This window comes from Algoriphagus sp. TR-M9 (genome assembly GCF_027594545.1).
In the GTDB taxonomy this organism is placed as follows: Bacteria; Bacteroidota; Bacteroidia; order Cytophagales; family Cyclobacteriaceae; genus Algoriphagus; species Algoriphagus halophytocola.
Window position 1 is genome coordinate 1,839,187 of the sequence record NZ_CP115160.1, and the last position, 18,530, is coordinate 1,857,716.

General features: G+C 43.2%; 18 protein-coding genes. 7 read left to right on the top strand and 11 right to left on the bottom strand.

Annotated features, from left to right (window positions below; all coding sequences use genetic code 11):
- Positions 1-2: 2 nt before the first annotated feature.
- The 8 genes from PBT90_RS08020 to pdxA all read right to left on the bottom strand — a co-directional run bounded on the left by PBT90_RS08020 (position 3) and on the right by pdxA (position 8,458).
- Entirely contained in the window at positions 3-2,306 is a 2,304-nt protein-coding gene (locus PBT90_RS08020; protein ID WP_264809870.1) for a PSD1 and planctomycete cytochrome C domain-containing protein, read from the bottom strand.
- 322 nt (positions 2,307-2,628) lie between these two features.
- A complete protein-coding gene (accC, locus tag PBT90_RS08025; RefSeq protein ID WP_264809871.1) occupies positions 2,629-3,978 on the bottom strand; it encodes an acetyl-CoA carboxylase biotin carboxylase subunit in 1,350 nt (449 codons plus the stop codon).
- A 24-nt stretch (positions 3,979-4,002) separates the two neighbouring features.
- Positions 4,003-4,476 carry an acetyl-CoA carboxylase biotin carboxyl carrier protein gene (gene accB, locus PBT90_RS08030; RefSeq protein WP_264809872.1) on the bottom strand — a complete coding sequence of 158 codons (474 nt, stop codon included), beginning with the start codon at positions 4,474-4,476 and terminating at the stop codon, positions 4,003-4,005.
- A gap of 92 nt (positions 4,477-4,568) precedes the next feature.
- Positions 4,569-5,132 (bottom strand): elongation factor P, encoded by a 564-nt coding sequence (gene efp, locus PBT90_RS08035; RefSeq protein WP_264809873.1) that lies wholly within the window; start codon positions 5,130-5,132, stop codon positions 4,569-4,571.
- Positions 5,133-5,157: 25 nt separating this feature from the next.
- Complete coding sequence (locus PBT90_RS08040; RefSeq protein WP_264809874.1) at positions 5,158-6,156, bottom strand: beta-ketoacyl-ACP synthase III; 999 nt, start codon at positions 6,154-6,156, stop codon at positions 5,158-5,160.
- 389 nt (positions 6,157-6,545) lie between these two features.
- A complete protein-coding gene (rpmF, locus tag PBT90_RS08045) occupies positions 6,546-6,737 on the bottom strand; it encodes a 50S ribosomal protein L32 (protein ID WP_057938136.1) in 192 nt (63 codons plus the stop codon).
- A gap of 18 nt (positions 6,738-6,755) precedes the next feature.
- Positions 6,756-7,325, bottom strand: a complete 570-nt coding sequence (locus tag PBT90_RS08050) for a YceD family protein (protein ID WP_264809875.1) — start codon at positions 7,323-7,325, stop codon at positions 6,756-6,758.
- A 110-nt stretch (positions 7,326-7,435) separates the two neighbouring features.
- Positions 7,436-8,458 (bottom strand): 4-hydroxythreonine-4-phosphate dehydrogenase PdxA, encoded by a 1,023-nt coding sequence (gene pdxA / locus PBT90_RS08055; RefSeq protein WP_264809876.1) that lies wholly within the window; start codon positions 8,456-8,458, stop codon positions 7,436-7,438.
- Positions 8,459-8,577: 119 nt separating this feature from the next.
- On the opposite strand from pdxA, the gene rsmA reads away from it, so the two are divergent.
- The 6 genes from rsmA to PBT90_RS08085 all read left to right on the top strand — a co-directional run bounded on the left by rsmA (position 8,578) and on the right by PBT90_RS08085 (position 14,207).
- Positions 8,578-9,363: a 16S rRNA (adenine(1518)-N(6)/adenine(1519)-N(6))-dimethyltransferase RsmA gene (gene rsmA, locus PBT90_RS08060; protein WP_264809877.1), complete on the top strand. Its 786-nt coding sequence runs from the start codon at positions 8,578-8,580 to the stop codon at positions 9,361-9,363.
- Positions 9,350-10,717 (top strand): magnesium transporter, encoded by a 1,368-nt coding sequence (gene mgtE, locus PBT90_RS08065; protein WP_264809878.1) that lies wholly within the window; start codon positions 9,350-9,352, stop codon positions 10,715-10,717. The genes rsmA and mgtE overlap by 14 nt, the downstream gene beginning before the upstream one ends.
- A gap of 9 nt (positions 10,718-10,726) precedes the next feature.
- Complete coding sequence (locus tag PBT90_RS08070) at positions 10,727-11,659, top strand: NAD(P)-dependent oxidoreductase (protein ID WP_264809879.1); 933 nt, start codon at positions 10,727-10,729, stop codon at positions 11,657-11,659.
- 154 nt (positions 11,660-11,813) lie between these two features.
- The gene (greA, locus tag PBT90_RS08075; RefSeq protein WP_264809880.1) at positions 11,814-12,287 is read left to right on the top strand and encodes a transcription elongation factor GreA; all 474 of its coding nucleotides are present in this window, start codon (positions 11,814-11,816) and stop codon (positions 12,285-12,287) included.
- A gap of 41 nt (positions 12,288-12,328) precedes the next feature.
- Entirely contained in the window at positions 12,329-12,727 is a 399-nt protein-coding gene (locus PBT90_RS08080) for an HIT family protein (RefSeq protein WP_264809881.1), read from the top strand.
- A gap of 448 nt (positions 12,728-13,175) precedes the next feature.
- The gene (locus tag PBT90_RS08085; RefSeq protein WP_264809882.1) at positions 13,176-14,207 is read left to right on the top strand and encodes a hypothetical protein; all 1,032 of its coding nucleotides are present in this window, start codon (positions 13,176-13,178) and stop codon (positions 14,205-14,207) included.
- A gap of 136 nt (positions 14,208-14,343) precedes the next feature.
- Here the strand turns inward: PBT90_RS08085 and PBT90_RS08090 are convergent, their stop codons facing one another.
- Positions 14,344-15,003, bottom strand: coding sequence for a metal-dependent transcriptional regulator (locus PBT90_RS08090; RefSeq protein WP_264809883.1), 660 nt, complete (start codon positions 15,001-15,003; stop codon positions 14,344-14,346).
- A 111-nt stretch (positions 15,004-15,114) separates the two neighbouring features.
- Here PBT90_RS08090 and PBT90_RS08095 point away from each other — a divergent pair, with 111 nt between their 5' ends.
- Complete coding sequence (locus PBT90_RS08095; protein WP_264809884.1) at positions 15,115-17,397, top strand: TonB-dependent receptor; 2,283 nt, start codon at positions 15,115-15,117, stop codon at positions 17,395-17,397.
- A gap of 274 nt (positions 17,398-17,671) precedes the next feature.
- Here PBT90_RS08095 and PBT90_RS08100 read toward each other — a convergent pair whose 3' ends face one another.
- Both PBT90_RS08100 and PBT90_RS08105 read right to left on the bottom strand, forming a co-directional pair.
- On the bottom strand, positions 17,672-18,103 hold the full coding sequence (locus tag PBT90_RS08100) for a CHY zinc finger protein (RefSeq protein ID WP_264809885.1): 432 nt from the start codon (positions 18,101-18,103) through the stop codon (positions 17,672-17,674).
- Positions 18,104-18,120: 17 nt separating this feature from the next.
- A complete protein-coding gene (locus tag PBT90_RS08105) occupies positions 18,121-18,330 on the bottom strand; it encodes a heavy-metal-associated domain-containing protein (RefSeq protein ID WP_264809886.1) in 210 nt (69 codons plus the stop codon).
- Between the last annotated feature and the right edge of the window lie 200 nt (positions 18,331-18,530).

Genomic DNA, 18,530 nt, shown 5'->3' on the forward strand with positions numbered 1-18,530 from the left:
GCTTAACTCTTGGTAATGGTTTCTTCCAGGTTATACATACTCACTATGACCTGCATCATGGCGGCAGTTTTGGAGTTGATGTCTTTTTCTTCCAGCGGGTATTCTCCCACTTCCAAAGCGGCTTTCACTTGATCAGTATGTTCCTGAAAACGATACAACTGGTCTTCATAATAGGCAGTCAGAATATCACTTTCTTTTTCAGTAATATTTCTGCAAAGGATTCTTTTGAAGGCTGCTGCCAAAGCGGCTTTCTCTGTTTGATGATCAGCTAATACCTTGCTGGCTAAAACTCTGGAAGCTTCCAGGACCATGGGATCATTCATCATCACCAATGCCTGCAAAGGCGTGTTGGTTCTAGTTCTTCCTACTTCACACCTATCTCTATTACTGGAGTCAAAAATGATGGCTTTCGGAGGCGGTACGGTAAGTTTGATGAAATTATATAAACCTCTTCGATAGAGCTTATCGCCTTTGTCCTGCTGGTAAGTGGCTAATTCTCCTCTGCCAGATGAAGCTGCTTCCCAAATCCCTTCTGGCATATATGGTTTTACGCTAGGACCTCCCAGCTTCCGTACCAGCAGTCCACTGGAAGCGAGCACCAGATCTTGGATATTTTCCGCAGGAAGTCTAAGTCTGGATGCCCTTGATAGGTATAAATTCTCCGGATCTACCTTCAAATGTTTTTGCTTTATTCTCGCTGATTGTCTGTAAGTCGAGGAGCTCATAATTTGCTTCAAGAGACGTTTAATATTCCAGCCATTTTCCATAAAATCCACCGCCAGCCAGTCCAGAAGCTCAGGGTGGGTGGGTAGATCCCCTTGCATTCCAAAATCCCCGGCTGACTTGACTATGCCTTGTCCAAAAACCTCCTGCCACATCAAATTCACAAAAACACGGGCAGTCAAAGGGTTTTCCTTAGCTGTCATCCATTTGGCCAGACCAAGTCTGTTTTTTTCTATATCCTCAGGAAATTCCATTATGGAAGCCGGTGTAGAGGGTTCCACTTCGGTAGTAGGTGCATCATAAACCCCACGATCTAAGATGTAGGTGGGTCGTGCTTCTTCCAGCTCTCCCATCACTGAAATGCTGAGTTTACTGCTATCAGCATAATTAATAAAATCCAGCACACCGCTTAGATCTTTTTGGTCTACCCAAAGGATCGGAGTTTTAGCAGGTTTGGAAACACTTACATCTCCCTCATAGCCTTTTTCTGGGGTATTGTTGAAAAATGCAAACATCTCAAAGTACTCCTTCTGGGAGAAGGGGTCATATTTATGATCATGGCATTGCGCGCACTCCATAGTGATTCCCAGTAGCCCTTTGCTCACCGTATTGGTTTTGTCCAGCACATATTCGATCCTGTATTCCTCGTCTATGACTCCGCCTTCTTCAGTGTATTTATGGTTTCTGTTGAAAGCCGTGGCTAGAATCTGTTCTTTATTGGCATCGGGAAGAAGATCTCCGGCGAGCTGCCAGGTGATGAACTGATCGTATGGCATGTTTTGGTTGAAAGCATGAATGACCCAGTCACGGTAAGGCCACTGGGTACGGATATTGTCATCTTGGTATCCGTAGCTGTCCGAATACCGGGAAATATCCATCCAAAGAATGGCCATTTTTTCCCCAAAACCCGGATCAGCCATCAGCCCATCCAGTAGGTTTTCATAGGACTCATCCCCGTTAAAATCCCCATACTTGTCCAATAACTCCGGGCTAGGAGGCAGGCCTGTCAGGTCTAAACTCGCTCTTTTGATCAGTTCATGCGGTTCTGCTTCAGGATTAGGTTCCAAACCTTTACTTTGCATCTTTTTCAGTATAAACTGATCGATTTCGTTGGTTGCCCAATCACCTACGGAAGGAGGGCTGGATTTTTCAGGTTTTACAAAAGCCCAATGCGGTTCATATTTGGCCCCTTCTGCTATCCAGACCTTGATCAGGTTAATTTCTCCTTCGGTGAGCGCCAAGTTTGACTCTGGAGGAGGCATAAGTTCGCCGGGGTCTTCAGAAGTGATTCTATGATAAACAGTAGACTCTTCCAGGCTTCCAGGTTTGATCACGTATTGATCAGGATCCTCCTTCAAAGCCGCATAAGCACCTGCTTCTGTATCCAAGCGAAGGTCTGCTTCCCGCTTATTGGCATCTGGCCCATGGCAAACGAAGCATTTGTCAGAAAGAATGGGGCGTATGTGAAAATTGTAACTGATCTGCTCAGTTTCAGCTAAGGTTATTTCTTGGCTTTGCTCATGAGAGCAACTTGCCAGTATGGCGCAGATCAGTAGAAGCCGGATTGTTTTAGAAATGGACATTTTGGGTCGTGTACTTAGCTGTTTGTATGATAACCTAGTCAAAAAAAGCTAATAATCCATACTGAATCCCTGTTAAATTTCTGATTTATTTGATAAAAGTAAAAATAGCTTATGTGAAAAAATGCATGAACCATATAATCTTTTGTAAAAAGTAGAATAAACGAAGCTAGGTATTATTTCTTTCTAGCAGGTGCAATAGAAAGCAGTCTATCCTTTAAACTCTAAGTTGGTTGGTGTAATCAAATTGGTTCTGATAGCCTATGAAAACAAAAAAAAGCTACTCAACCGAGTAGCTTTTGAAGATTAGATTTGATAGTGAATTTTATCCTTTGATCACGGAGAAATCAAAATCATCCAAGAATTTGGTAGTGAAATCACCATCCTTGAACTGTTCGTTTTCTAATAGTGCGATATGGAAAGGTATAGTCGTCTTGATCCCGTCGATTACAAATTCCTCAAGTGCCCGTTTCATTCTCACGATCACTTCCTCCCGTGATTGTCCACTGACAATCAGTTTGGCAATCATGGAATCATAGTTTGGCGGAATCATGTAGCCTGCATACACATGGGAATCCACTCTTACTCCTCGACCCCCTGGGATGTGGAGATTGTTGATTTTTCCCGGGCTAGGTCGGAAACCGTTCGCTGGATCTTCTGCATTGATTCTGCACTCCATTGCATAAAGCTTTGGATAATAGTTTCTTCCCGAAATGGGGTCTCCGGCAGCTACTTTGATTTGTTCTTTAATCAAATCAAAATCAGTAACTTCTTCGGTAATGGGGTGCTCGACCTGGATACGGGTATTCATTTCCATGAAGTAGAAATTTCTATGCTTATCCACCAGAAATTCGATAGTTCCGGCTCCCTCATAGCCTATGGCCTCAGCGCCTTTGATGGCTGCTTTGCCCATAGCTTCTCTCAGGTCATCTGTAATGAATGGAGATGGGGTTTCTTCGACTAACTTCTGGTGTCTTCTCTGGATGGAGCAGTCTCGCTCAGATAGATGACAAGCTTTGCCGGTGCTATCTCCGATTACCTGGATTTCTATGTGTCTTGGTTCTTCTACGAATTTCTCCAGATAAAGCCCGTCATTTCCAAAGGCTGCACCTGATTCCATTCGGGCATCATCCCAAGCTTTTTTGAAACCAGCTTCTTCCTTTACGATACGCATGCCGCGTCCTCCGCCACCTGCGGTAGCTTTCAGGATGATTGGATACCCCATTTCATTGGCAAGTTTTACGCCTTGTTCCATGGATTCCAAGATACCTTCAGAACCCGGAATGGTAGGCACTCCTGCCGCTTTCATAGTGGCTTTTGCAGTGGCTTTGTCTCCCATACGGTCGATCATGTCTGCACTGGCACCTATAAATTTAATCCCGTATTCTTCACAGATTTTGGAAAATTCCGCATTCTCCGAGAGGAATCCGTAGCCCGGGTGAATGGCATCTGCATTGGTGATTTCGGCTGCTGCGATTATTCTGGGGATATTTAGGTAGGAATCTCTGCTGGGTGCAGGTCCTATGCAGACTGCTTCATCAGCAAATCTGACATGCAAACTATCTTTGTCTGCTGTAGAGTAAACCGCTACCGTTTGAATCCCCATTTCCTTGCAGGTACGGATGATTCTCAGTGCGATTTCCCCTCTATTGGCAATCAGTATTTTATTGAACACAACTATTTTACTTTTAGTGAAAAATTAACCAGCTGGATCCACTAGGAAAAGTGGCTGATCGTATTCTACTGGGGTAGAGTTGCTTACCAAGACTTTGACGATTTTACCGGAGATTTCAGACTCGATCTCGTTAAAAAGCTTCATGGCTTCAATGATACAAACTGTTTGGCCTGCTTTGATGCTATCTCCCTCAGTCACAAATGGATCTGCGTCTGGATTTGCAGTCATGTAGAATGTGCCTATCATAGGCGATTTGATTTCTACTAAGTTGCTGGAAGCTGCTGCTTCTGGTGCAGGCGCTGGAGCAGGATTAGGAGCTGCTGCCGGAGCTGGCGCGGCGGCTGCAGCTGGGGCAGGTGCAGGAGCTGCTTCCACTACTTTCGATGCCGGTGAGTCTTTTTTGATGGAAAGTTCAAACTCATCAGTCTTGATTTTAACTTCTGCCAAACCAGAATTGGAGATATAATCTATCAATTCCTGAATCTCTTTTGCTTTCATAAGTTTCTTATTTTAAGGTGCCTTCAGGCAATTATGTTAGTTATATAAAAGGGAAAGCTGAGTAATTTAAGAAAATCGCTCAGCTTACCTACTTATTTTACTCTTTCGGAATAGGATCCATCGCGGGTGTCCACTTTGATCAGAATGTCCTGCTCTACAAAAAGCGGAACCATTACTGTAGCTCCGGTTTCCACGGTAGCGGGCTTAAGCGCGTTGGTAGCAGTGTCTCCTTTGATGCCCGGCTCGGTGTAAGTAATCATCAGTTCCACAAATGGCGGAAGCTCCACAGCTAGCGGAGTTTCTGTTTCGTCATGGATCAAAATATCACAAAGTTGCCCTTCTTTCATGAGATCTGCTCGCTCGATCAGTTTCTCTTCGATTAGGATCTGTTCAAAAGTGGTGGTGTCCATGAAGTTGTACCCCATGTCGTCCTTATAGATGAACTGATGTGGTCTTTTTTCTACGCGGGCAGTTTCTACTTTTTCTCCTGCACTGAATGTTTTGTCTAGGGTTTTGCCAGAGGTAATTCCTTTAAGTTTGGTTCTGACGAATGCTGGGCCTTTGCCTGGCTTAACGTGCTGAAACTCTACGATGGAATAAATGTCATTATTCATCACCAGACAGAGTCCATTTTTAAAATCTGAAGTACTAGCCATTATGTATTTATGTTCAGTTTTTTAATTATTTCGGATCAATAGCCCACTTCAGGTAGATAGCCCCCCAAGTAAAGCCCCCGCCAAAGGCAGCCATGATAAGATTGTCTCCTTTTTTAAGTTGCTTTTCGTAGTCCCAAAGGCAAAGCGGAATGGTAGCTGCGGTAGTGTTGCCATATTTTTCAATATTCATCATTACCTTGTCAAAACCAATTCCCATGCGATTTGCTGTGGCATCAATGATTCTTTTATTGGCCTGATGTGGTACTAGCCAGGCGACATCGTCGCCTACCAATCCATTTCTCTCCATGATCTCAGCACTTACGTCTGCCATTTTAGTCACGGCAAATTTAAATACGGTTGATCCTTCCTGGTAAGCATAATGCTCTTTGGCTTCAAGTGTAGCCTGGGAAGCTGGTTTCTGACTGCCCCCCGCTTTCATATGTAGGTAAGGAGCACCTGATCCGTCAGCCCTGAGGATGGCGTCCATAATCCCTGTTTCTTCTGTAGTAGGCTCCAATAATACTGCACCAGCTCCATCACCAAATAAAATGCAGGTGGTACGGTCTTCATAATTCACGATGGAGGACATTTTATCTGCGCCTACCACGATTACTTTCTTATGTGTTCCGGTCTGGATGAACTGGCTGCCCATCTGTAGTGCATAAAGAAAACCGGAGCAAGCCGCGCCTATATCGAAACTATAGCTGTTTTTAGCCCCTACCAAATCGGCTATGAGATTGCCGGTGGCGGGGAATGGCATGTCTGGGGTGACAGTGGCACAGATGATCAAATCTATGTCTAAGGGATCTGTATCTGTTTTTTCCAAAAGTCCTCGTACAGCTTCAGCACCCAGTACTGAGGTTCCTTGGTTTTCTCCTTTTAAAATTCTTCTTTCTTTGATTCCGGTTCTGGAGACTATCCATTCGTCATTAGTCTCGACCAGCTTTTCAAGCTCTTTGTTTGTCAACCTGTATTCCGGAACGTATCCTTGGATTCCGGTGATCATGGCTCTGAGTTTGTCCATTCTGTTGGGTTTAAGTAGAGCGTATCACTAATGACCTGCTCTTACTGTATGATATGGATGTGTTGTATCCTGTAAGGAAGGCAAAAATATTATAATTGTCAGTCTCCACCAAAACATTTCCATCATTGGAACACATTGTCTGTAGCTGGCGAGGGAAAAGGGCAGGGGTTAAAATATAATTTGATTATCCGCAATGATGCCAGTAGTTAAAGAATGTGGCTGGATAGTAGGGGATAATCGTCCACCGACGACAGCCCACTGCCCACAGCACGTAGAAAGAAGCCTTAACCCCTAATTTCTCTCGCTACTGGTAAGAAAGCGGATATACATAAAATAAAAAATCCACTCGCTATGAACGAATGGATTTAGTATTGAAATGGCTGATTTTATTAAGCCAGGATTTCTTTTTCGATGATTACTTGTCCTTTATAGTACAATTTACCGTCCAACCAGAAAGCTCTGTGTGGTAGGTGCATTTCTCCAGTAGTAGGACATTTAGCCAAACCAGGAGCCTCTAACTTGTAATGAGTTCTTCTTTTGTCTCTTCTGGTTTTCGAAATTTTTCGTTTAGGATGTGCCATTTTATGCGTGGTTTATGATTATTCCTTGTTTTTTAACTTTTTTAATAATTCCCATCTGGGATCGATTACTTCACTATTATCCTCGGAATCTGAGTCTGGATCTTTTTCAAAGTCATCTTCACCATCTATATAAGCGTAGATTCCTTCTCCTTCATACTCCTCGTCATCCATTTCATTCCTGTAATCAGGATGTATTTTCTTTGCTGGTAAGCCAAGCAAAATGAATTCATATATCAACTGTGCTACATTGATCTTAGGGGTGTCCCTGGTGATCATGTATACGTCTTCATTGATTTCCTTTTCCTCAGCGCCATACTTATAGATCATCTGTTCATGTAGATCCAATGGCTGCTGAAAAGGCTCCAGGCTTCTATCGCAGGTAAGTGTAACCTCTCCTGCAATATGAAAGTCCATTTCAATCAAATTTGCTCCTTTGTTCATCTTGACCCGTACGGCCAAGTTTCCTTTTCTGACTAGTTCGTTGTCTTCAAAGTGTTGAAAAAACGAATCGTCAATTTCGAAGTCTATCTCGTGGATGCCTTCGACGAACTTAATGACCTCAATATCAAATGTTCTCCAGAATTTCACGATACCTCCTCTCGATTTAAGTCCGCAAATTTAGGGAATAATTGTAGAAGGATGAAAGAGTTTGTAAAATATTCTTTGGTTTATTTCGCAAATCTCTGAGCTTCCTCCGATTAATCATCCGAATCCTGCGGGTTGTGTTGTTGAATTATGTCTGCTGCCAAGAAAATGGCGGCTCTCATGGAGCCTTCATCGGCGATGTTTTTGCCTGCAATATTATAGGCTGTGCCATGATCTGGCGATGTTCTGATTACGGGTAAGCCCGCTGTGAAGTTTACTCCAGTGCTGAATGCCATGGACTTGAAGGGAACCAATCCCTGATCGTGGTACATGGCCAGTACGCCATCAAATTTAGTCTGGTGCGCCATTCCGAAAAACCCGTCAGCCGGGTATGGACCGAAAACCATTTTGTTCTGATCTTTTAAGGAATGAATGGCTGGCTTGATGATTTGCTCTTCTTCTTCACCCAATAGTCCATCTTCTCCTGCATGTGGATTCAGTCCCAAAATAGCCACCTTTGGTTTAGTGATTCCAAAGTCCTTTTTGAGCGTCTCCAGAAGGATTTTTGCTTTGCGTACGATTCTTTCTTGGGTGACGTTTTCCGGTACTTTTGAGAGTGGTACATGTCCAGTTACCAATCCTACTCGAAGCTGCTCACTCACCATCAGCATCAGGCTGTCTTTTGCGTCCACTGCATTAGTGATGTATTCGGTATGCCCAACAAAAGGTAATTCCGGGGTGTTCACATTGTTTTTGTTTAGAGGGGCAGTGACCAAAGCTTGGATTTTACCTTCTTTCAGATCTTGAACTGCGGTCTCTAAAGACTTCAATGCAAATTTTCCTGCTTCTTGGGTTTCTACACCAGGGATGATTTCAGGACATTCCTCCGTGATATTGATGACGTTGATGCGCTTATGCTGGATTTCGTCGAGGTTTCTGATCTGGGCAAAATTGAAATCTTCCAGCTCCAACTGTTTCCTATAGAAAGTCAGGGCTTTACCATGAGCATAAATCAGTGGGGTAAAAGTTTTATAGGTTCTGTTGTCCAGCAGGGCTTTCATGGTGACTTCTACACCTATGCCGTTGAGGTCGCCTATACTGATACCTATAATGGGTTTGATCTTTCTATGATTCATATGGAATGTAAAATGGATTTGTCAGCTTGCTTGTGCATTGCTCAAGGATCTGGCTAGTCCTTTAGGAATATTGTCTTAATTTTAGGCTGCAATTTATAAAAATTTATCAGAGCTAACCGATGGAAAAGGTCAAAGCCAAGAAACACTTGGGACAACATTTTTTGACCGATTTGAGTATTGCGGAGCAAATAGCTCAAGCGGTCAAAGGACATATGGAGGTGAAGAAAGTCCTTGAGATCGGGCCGGGGATGGGAGTGCTCACTGATTTTCTGCTGGAGGGTGAATTGGAACTTTATCTCATAGATATTGACAAAGAGTCAGTTGCCTATCTCCATAAGAAATACCCCACCTTGAACGAGCAGATTATAGCGGGAGATTTTCTCAAAATGAATTTGGAAGAGTTGTTTGCAGAAAAGTTTGCCATAGCCGGTAATTTTCCATATAACATTTCCAGTCAGATTTTCTTCAAAATACTAGAAGTGAAAAACCAGGTGAGCGAGGTCGTCTGTATGCTTCAGAAAGAGGTGGCCGAGCGGATTGCCTCACCGAAAGGGAACAAATCTTACGGTATCTTATCGGTATTGCTTCAGGCCTATTACGATATAGAGTACCTTTTTACTGTTCCTCCCCATGTGTTTGACCCTCCACCTAAGGTGAACTCTGGAGTAATCCGACTGACTAGGAATTCGGTGGATAAGTTGGACTGTGACGAAAAGTTGTTTACCAAAGTGGTGAAAGCCGGTTTTGGTAATCGACGGAAAACCTTGAGAAACTGCCTGAAGCCTTTTAACCTGCCGGCGGAATTTAATTCCCATCCTATTTTGGATCAGCGAGCAGAGCAATTGGAGGTGGCCGATTTTATATTTTTGACCCAAACAATAGAAGCTTCCCGTGGAAATCATTAAGCAGTTTGAACTTTCGAAAGAATACTTAGAAAGCGTACGTCTGGCCATAGAGGCCCAGGATATAGATTTCATCCGGGAGTCCATGGACGGGGTCAATGTGGCAGATATAGCGGCATTGCTCGATGAGCTTTCCATGGAGGAGTCCATCTATGTGCTTCGGGTATTGGATGGGCAGCTTGCCGCAGATATTATTATTGAGCTGGAAGCCACCAACCAACACCGGGTTCTGAAAGAGCTGGAAGTACAGGAAATGGCCAGCTTGATTGAGTTAATGGACTCAGATGACGGGGCAGATATTTTGAACCTTTTTCTGGAAAGGGAAAGGGAAGATATCATCAGTCACTTTCAGGACAAGCTCAAGTCTGATCAGATTCTGGAACTGCTCCGCTACGATGAGGATACAGCCGGGGGGATCATGGCCAAAGAATATATCCGAGCCAATAAAAACTGGAATGTTGTCCAGACCATCAACGAGATTAGACGTCAAGCGGAGAATGTCAATAAGATCTTCTCCATTTTCGTAGTGGACAATAAGCAACAGCTCCTTGGTTTGGTATCCTTGAAGCGGATCATTTTGGCATCAGAAAACACCAAGATTGAAGATATCTATGAAGAAGAAGTGATCTCAGTGCCCACGCATATGGATCAGGAGGAGGTAGCTGAGATCATGCGTAAATATGACCTGGAGTCAGTGCCGGTGATCAATGCAAAAAACAAATTAGTAGGTCGTATCACAGTAGATGATATTTTAGATGTCATCCGTGAGGAGGCAGAAGAGGACATGCAGGCCATGACCGGTATCTCTGATACGGTGGACGAATATGACAGCGTGGTCAAGCTCAGCAAAGCGAGACTTCCCTGGCTTTTGATTGGGATTTGCGGCGGATTGTTGGGGGCGGGTTTCATAGGTTTTTTTGAAGAGGGACTTAGCAAAGTGACCGCCTTGGCGTTTTTTATTCCCTTGATCACGGCTACTGGTGGAAATGTAGGGATTCAGTCTTCCTCCATAGTAGTTCAATCTCTGGCCAACAAATCCATCTTTGATGACTCACTGGGCAAAAGGTTTCTGAAAGTGCTTTTGGTAGCTATTCTAAATGGGTTGATTCTGGCCACATTTGTTTTTGGGGTGGTAGTATTGCTTTACCATAGTGATGTGGCCTTTGCGCTGGTCGTTTCCATTGCTTTGTTTTCAGTGGTTCTTCTCTCCTCATTCATGGGTACGATTACCCCTATTGTGTTGGATAAGTTTGGGATCAACCCGGCTTTAGCCTCCGGGCCTTTTATCACCACAGCAAATGACTTGTTGGGGCTGGCAGTTTACTTTTTGGTAGCCATGTCTCTATTACACATTTAATATTTACGCATGAAGATTCTGATTATTGACGAAATGCATGAAAGCATTATGCCTTTGCTGGAGAAGCAGGGGCATGAGGTCATCTATTCACCTGAAATCACCCGGGCTGAGATCATGAGGCAGGTGGTAGACTATGATGGCCTGGTCATCCGGTCAAAGACCCCCATGGACCGTGAACTCCTAGAGCGGGCCAGTAAACTGAAGTTTATCGCTAGAGCCGGAGCGGGTCTGGACAAAATCGACCTGGACTACTTAGAGCAGCATGGGGTGAAGCTTTTTCATGCAGCCAAAGGAAACCGAGACGCCGTGGCTGAGCATGCCATGGGAATGCTCTTAGCTATGCTGAACAATGTGAAAAAAGCTGATTCGGAAGTGAGAAAGGGGATTTGGGATCGAGAAGGTAACCGTGGAGTGGAGCTAGCGGGGAAAACCGTGGGGATCATGGGCTTTGGCAATATGGGTAAATCCTTTGCCCATAGATTAAAAGGTTTCAAAGTCAACGTAATGGCCTATGATAAATATAAAATGGACTTTGGGGATGATCATGTGCAGGAGGTGATTTGGGAAAAACTGAAAGCAGAAGCGGATATTCTGAGTATACATGTGCCTTTGACAGAAGAGACCAGAGGCTTTTTTACCTTGAAAGAACTGGAAAGCTTCGCAAAGCCATTTTGGCTGATCAACACGGCGAGGGGAGAGGTGATCAGTTTCAAAACTTTGAATGAAGCTTTGGATAGGGGGATTCTCAGAGGTGCGCTGCTGGACGTACTTGAAATCGAAAAATTCCAGAAGTTTACCACAGCTCAAAAGGCTGAATTTGAGCAGCTGGCCGCACGGGAAAATGTACTGTTTAGTCCACATGTGGCCGGATGGACTTTTGAGTCTTATGAGAAAATAAATAAGGTTTTGGCTAAGCGAATCAAGAAAGCATTTGGCAGCTGAAATGCTGTTTTAAAATGATTTTTGGGCAAAAAGCACTTTTGCTTTAATTCAAAGGATTATTATCTTTGTAGATCAAATAAAGAACTCATTTCAAGGTAACGGTCACGTCTTGCGACCGTTACTTTGTTTTTTGAGGCTTTCAAAAATGATTACTATGGGAACAGTTCAGTATTATACCGAAGAAGGATTACGCAAGCTGAAGGATGAACTTCAGAACTTGAAGACCAAAGGCCGTCAGGACATTGCGAAGCAAATCGCCGAGGCAAGAGACAAGGGGGACCTGAGTGAGAATGCAGAGTATGATGCTGCTAAAGATGCACAAGGGCACTTAGAGCTTAAAATTGCGAAATTGGAAGCTGTGGTAGGTAATGCCCGTGTTTTGGACAATTCACAATTAGATACTTCCAAAGTAGGAATCCTCAGCACTGTGAAAATCAAAAATGTGAAAAACGGCATGACCGTGAGTTATACACTGGTGTCTGAAGAAGAGGCTGATCTGAAAGCCGGTAAGATTTCCCTGGGCTCTCCCTTTGGAAAAGGTCTGGTAGGTAAAAAAGTAGGCGAAATAGCTGAAATCAATGCGCCTGCAGGTAAATTACAATTCGAAATCTTAGACATTACATTTTAAATCCAATCCCGGCTTATGTCGGGATTTTTACTTTTGAAAGCATGGCATCTATTTTCACCAAAATCATCAATCGAGAAATTCCCGCTCAGATCGTAGCAGAGGATGAAAATTACATTGCATTTTTAGATATTATGCCTTTGGTAAAAGGACATGTGTTGGTAGTTCCCAAGCAGGAAGTAGATTATATTTTTGATCTGGAACCGGAAGTGCTGTCCGGCTTACACCTTTTTGCCCAGCAGGTAGCAAAGGCTATAGACAATACCATCAAATGCACCCGGGTAGGAGTGGCAGTAATTGGCCTGGAAGTGCCACATGTTCATGTTCATTTGGTTCCCTTGAATACCATGGATGACATCAATTTCACCAGACCAAAATTGAAATTATCCAAAGAGGAATTTGCAGAGATTGCCGAGAAAATCCGAGGAGGGCTTGAGAAGTAATTTTTTGTAGTCTGAAGGCTTTGTTATGTAACTAGATTCCCTGTAGTTAAAGCTATACCTGTAGTTAAAGCTATACCTGTAGTTAAAGCTATATTTTAATTGATGGATTTCCACTTTTCTAGGAGTAAACGGACTCCAGCAAAGTAGGAGATGCTAAACTTTTTTAGCGATGCCTGTTCGGTCATAGTTTTTCCGTGTAGATAAGTAAAGAGTTTAAGGCGGAGAGGATTTTTACGGATAATCTATTTTGTTTTTATTGTGTTGATTATCAGGGTGTCTTTAGGTCTTTTGAGCGCTTTGACTTATATTTAAACACTTGCTGCCTTCAGAAGCAGTGATTTTTAGTTCATATAATAGGCAGAGCCGATCTGCTGTATTCTGTTTCATTTTGCGATTACGTCAAGGTGGGCTTATGCTCATCATTCTTTCACCAATAAACATAACTTTTATGTCAAGTAAGCAAGATTCCAGTTGCCATTCCTCCTGGGAAGGAGGATTTGAGCAATCAAATCCAGCATTTTCCTATCCAAATCCAGATCTGAGCTCCTTACCTATGCTAGGTAATCTGGACCACATCAACCTTCTACAGCGGCAGCTAGGAGTGGAATGGCCGGAATTCAGCTGGCTCACAGAGAAAAGCGCTGCAGATCCAAATAATCCATCCAAACACAATCGCTGCTTTCAGATGTTTTCACCTTATATTTCCAGGTTGGGCTATACGGACAAGGGCAGGGTTTATTCTATCATTTGTCCCCAGCAGGGTGTTTTTATTCCTGGTTTTGGGACTTTGAATGTAGAGGTCACCGTGACTGGTCAGCGGGGCTGGGCCAATGAGGATAGCAAGGAACTGGCAGCTGACCTGACCGTGTCGCCTAAAATCTGGTTTAGCGAAGATTCCCATGATAATAAGCTGGTGAAACATCTTTGGTCCTTGTTTGAGGACTTGGCGATCTTTGTCCCTTTTCCATTTAGTAAGGCAAATGCCATTCAGCTACACACCTATGAGGCAGGTAATGCCCAGCAACCTATTTTTCCATTGCGAAAAGGCGAAACTGATAAATTCGAAAGTCCGGGATTTGCTAGGCATCCTGAAGCTTGGACCGTAGCTAACCTTCAAGTGGAAATCGGTCAGGTGAAGGATTCTGGAAATAAGTTTGTAAATGAATTCAATGAGTTGGTTATGAAACTTTTCAATATGGCCTCTGGTAATATGCTTCAGGCGGGGAATATCCTGACCTGGAATGTGTGGTTTACCCATCCGGGTGCAGTGGACAGGAAAGAATGGGCGGAGCATGCAGAGCGATGGAGGGAGTCCATTGACGTAAACCATCAAGCTCCTACCAGTCCTGGGACAGTTCCCAGGTATTTTGATTATACGCCTTTCAGTGCGGAGAAGAATCTAATCAAGGAAGGAATACATGAATTGGTACATTTCATCACGGATCATTTTTTCAAAAATCATCCTAGCTCCAGCAAATAGCTTTTATTCCTTCTAAAGTCCTTGCCCTAAAGCTAAACGTAAAGCTTTAGGGCTTTTTTTCGAAATAGTAAGGGATATAAAAAGTGGATACTATTTTTTCAAGGGATAAGGATAGGGGATCACTGCATGCTTACTCTTAACCTATCACGCCTACTAACAGTCTTTCGCATACCTTCTCGCTTAGAGTTTCTGAACTATGTCCCTCATAGGATACCACCATACTCAGATCGTAGGATTCTACAGATTTGATCGTTAGTTCTGTGCCTAAGCTTAGCGCTCGGCTATTTAAAAATTCCAGAAATTCTGTTGAGGAATTAGTGAGGGCTGCGAGTTTGACTTGTTGTCCTTTGGTACACTTACTCAGCGGAATATAGTTTCTTTCCTGAACCCTGCCTTGCTTATCCGGAATAGGGGACCCATGCGGATCAATCGTAGGAAAACCCATCATTTCATCCATTCTCTCAAAGAATTTTGGGGCATGAATATGCTCTACCTGCTCGGCGATTTCGTGTACTTCTTCCCATCCAAAACCCATTTTGTTCACCAAAAACATTTCGGTAAGCCTATGCTTTCGAATCACCAATGCAGCCTCCTTTTTTCCAGTTGGCGTAAGTGTGACAGGCTTATACTTTTCGTAGATCAACCAACCGTTTTTTTGTAAGGTCTTGACCATACTGTTTACGGTAGGCATGCTGACCTGCATTTGCGTGGCCAGCTCAGAGACATTGACCTCGCCATCTTCATTTGCCAGGTTGAAAAGAGATTTCAGGTAATTTTCTTCGGTGGGTGATGCCATTTCCTATTGCTTTAGTATTCAAATATGATAAAATATTTTGTAAAACAATTTTGTTAGAATGATCTAACAATATAGATTTGTCGTATCTAATATTAATTCACCAGCTTCACCATGCGACAGTTGTATCTGTTTTTTTTGTGTTTCATTCTTCTGACTACAGTAGGCTTTTCCCAGACTGTTACGTTGAGAGGCAAGGTGCTCATTCAGAATGAGCCGGTAGAATTTGCCAATGTCTATGTAAAGGGGATTGGGAAAGGAGCTGTTTCGGATGCATCAGGTAGCTTTGCGATCCAAATCGATGAAGAGGGAACATTTACAATTCAGGTATCCATGGTGGGCTTTCAGACTGCACAGCAAGTAGTGAGGATCCCAGGCTCAGAGGATATTGAATTGATTTTTCATCTGAAAGAAATGGATGGAGGACTGGATGAAGTGGTGGTCAGCGGTACCATGCAGGAAGTTTCCAAACTCGACAGTCCCGTGCCAGTAGAAGTTTACACTGCCAATTTTTTCAAAGCCAATCCTACTCCTTCGGTCTTCGAATCCCTTCAAAATGTAAACGGAGTACGGCCACAGATCAACTGCAATGTCTGCAACACGGGTGACATCCATATCAATGGTCTGGAGGGGCCGTACACCATGGTATTGATAGACGGAATGCCCATTGTCAGTGGTTTGGCTACGGTTTACGGTTTGACGGGGATACCTCAGGCTTTGATCGATAGAGTAGAAGTGGTGAAAGGGCCGGCCTCTACGCTTTATGGATCGGAAGCGGTGGGAGGTTTGATCAATGTAATTACCAAAAAGCCAAATGCTGCACCATTGGCATCAGCGGATTTTTTCGGTACAGGATGGGGTGAGATGAATCTGGATTTAGGACTGAGATCAAGCTGGGGCAAAAATATCCAGTCATTGACAGGCGTAAATGCCTTTTATTATGATAATCCTATTGATAAAAATAAGGACGGATTTATAGACGTAACCTTGTCTAAACGCCTGTCATTTTTCCAAAAAATCAATGTTCAGCGACCTGAAAATAGATTATTCACCATGGCAGCAAGATATGTGTATGAGGATCGCTGGGGCGGAGAGATGAATTGGGGCAAAGAAGACCGGGGAGGAGATGAGGTTTATGGTGAAAGTATTTATACCAGTCGCTGGGAAACTTTTGGTACATGGGAGTTGCCAACAGCGGAGTCTATGAACTTCCAGTTTTCTGCCAATGGGCACAATCAAAACTCGGTTTATGGGACCACAATATTTAAAGCTGATCAGTACATAGGATTTGGACAATTCACGTGGGCTAAAACCGCAGAAAAACACGGTTTATTACTTGGATTGGCCTATCGCTATACTTACTACGATGACAATACTCCGGCAACTGCCGATCCTGGTTCAGCTAGAAATGAACCTTCCATTATCCATTTGCCCGGAGTTTTTCTTCAGGATGAGGTCAAATTGACTGCAAGTCAGAGTTTGCTTTTGGGGGTACGTTACGATTACAATTCCATCCATGGGTCAATTTTTTCTCCACGTATAAATTACAAACTATCCTCAGATGACAAGAACACGGTATTTAGGCTTTCCGCAGGAAATGGTTTTCGTGTAGCCAATGTATTCACCGAAGATCATGCGGCACTTACAGGTGCGAGGGAGGTAATCTTTACAGAAGAACTGAAGCCAGAGCAAAGTTGGAATGTAAATGCCAATCTGGTTAAGAAAATCTATACGGATAAGGGGACATTTATCGGACTCGACGGTTCGGCTTTTTATACCTACTTCACCAACCGTATCATCCCGGACTATGAAACTAATCCAAATCAGATTATTTACGCTAACCTGAATGGCTCGGCGGTCTCAAAGGGGATCTCTCTTAATCTGGATGCGGCCTGGGCCAATGGTTTCACGCTCACGGCTGGCGGTACGCTCATGGATGTGAGTATAGAAGAGGAAGGAGTCAAAACTCGACAATTATTAACGGAGCGATTTTCCGGAGTTTGGTCATTAGGCTATGAGTTTTTCCGCTTGGGTTTGACGGTGGATTATACTGGAAATGTTTACAGCCCGATGCGATTACCATTGCTTGGACCTTTGGATGATAGACCGGAATTTTCTCCCTGGTACAGTATTCAAAATATACAGTTGACAAAGAAATTGGGAGAGAAGTGGGAGTGCTATGGTGGGGTAAAAAACCTCCTGAACTTTACGCCTCCGGCGAATAGCATTGCCCGAGCTTTTGATCCTTTCGATAAGGATGTGGTTTTTGGACCTAATGGAAATGTTTTGCCAACCCCAAACAATCCCAAAGGGCTAACCTTTGACCCCACCTATGTTTTTGCACCAAATCAGGGGATTAGAGGATTTTTGGGTGTGAGGTTTACACTTTCTAATTAGTTTTTTTAACCGCTGAGTGCACAGAGGATTACGCGGAGGGTGCAATTAATAGTTTTCCTTGATCATTGATCATTGATCATTGATCATTGAATTTGATTATTGAAAATTAATTTTTTATGTATATCCGCTTTCTTTCCAGTAGCGAGAGAAATTAGGGGTTAAGGCTTCTTTTTACGTGCTGTTGGCAGTGGACTGTCGTCTGCGGACAATTATCCGCTACTATCTAGCCACATTCTTTAACTACTGGCATCATTGCGAGTAATCCTATTTATTTTTAATTCTCTGTTTCAAAGTACAAATGGTAATGCTTGCTACAACCTGGATTGAAAGCTGCGGTGCAATTCGGACAGGTATTTCCACTGGCTTGGTACTCCGCGATCGTCAATTCCGAGCCACAAACTCCGCAGAGAATAGCCTTACTGTCAAACTCTGACTTTGGCCAAACTTGAGGTTTGTGATCAGCCTCTTCTTCATGGCAGGAAAAGCAGGGGTAGTACTTTTCGCAGCATTTGAACTTGATGGCAATGACATCCAGATCCGAATGCCAATGCTGACATCGGGTCTGGTTGTCCACTGTTTTTCCATAGATATTTATTCCTTTGATGTTGGATTTCACGATGGGTAAAGCTGCGTTTTGTTGCGCCATAATTCCTCCAGAAATACATAGGAATACAGCAGTGATGGTGAGTTTTAGTAATAACTTCATGCACTAAATTTCAGCAATTATTCTGGTTTGGCGATAAACCCAGCCTTCAAAACTGCTTTGAAAACCTCTTCTTCAGTCATGTCGGTTGATTCTACGGTCAGGATTCTGTCCTCACTTTGTAAATCTACTTCCCAGGAGTTGATTTTTGGTTCAGCGTTTAGAATAGGAGTGACCTTTGCCAGGCAATTACTACAAGCGATGTTGGTTTTGAATTTTTGAGTTTTCATTTGGTAAAGATTTAAATATTTTAAAATTGAAATATTGGAAGATTTAGAACAGTTGTAAAGTACACTGGTTGTAAAGTTTTGGTTCCTTCATTTTCCACACTTGCTACGTCGGACTTTGTACTTAATACGTAACATATAATTTCAAATCTTGACTGTTATTTCTTGATTCTTGGCTCTAGATTCTTGGTTCTAGAATCTTA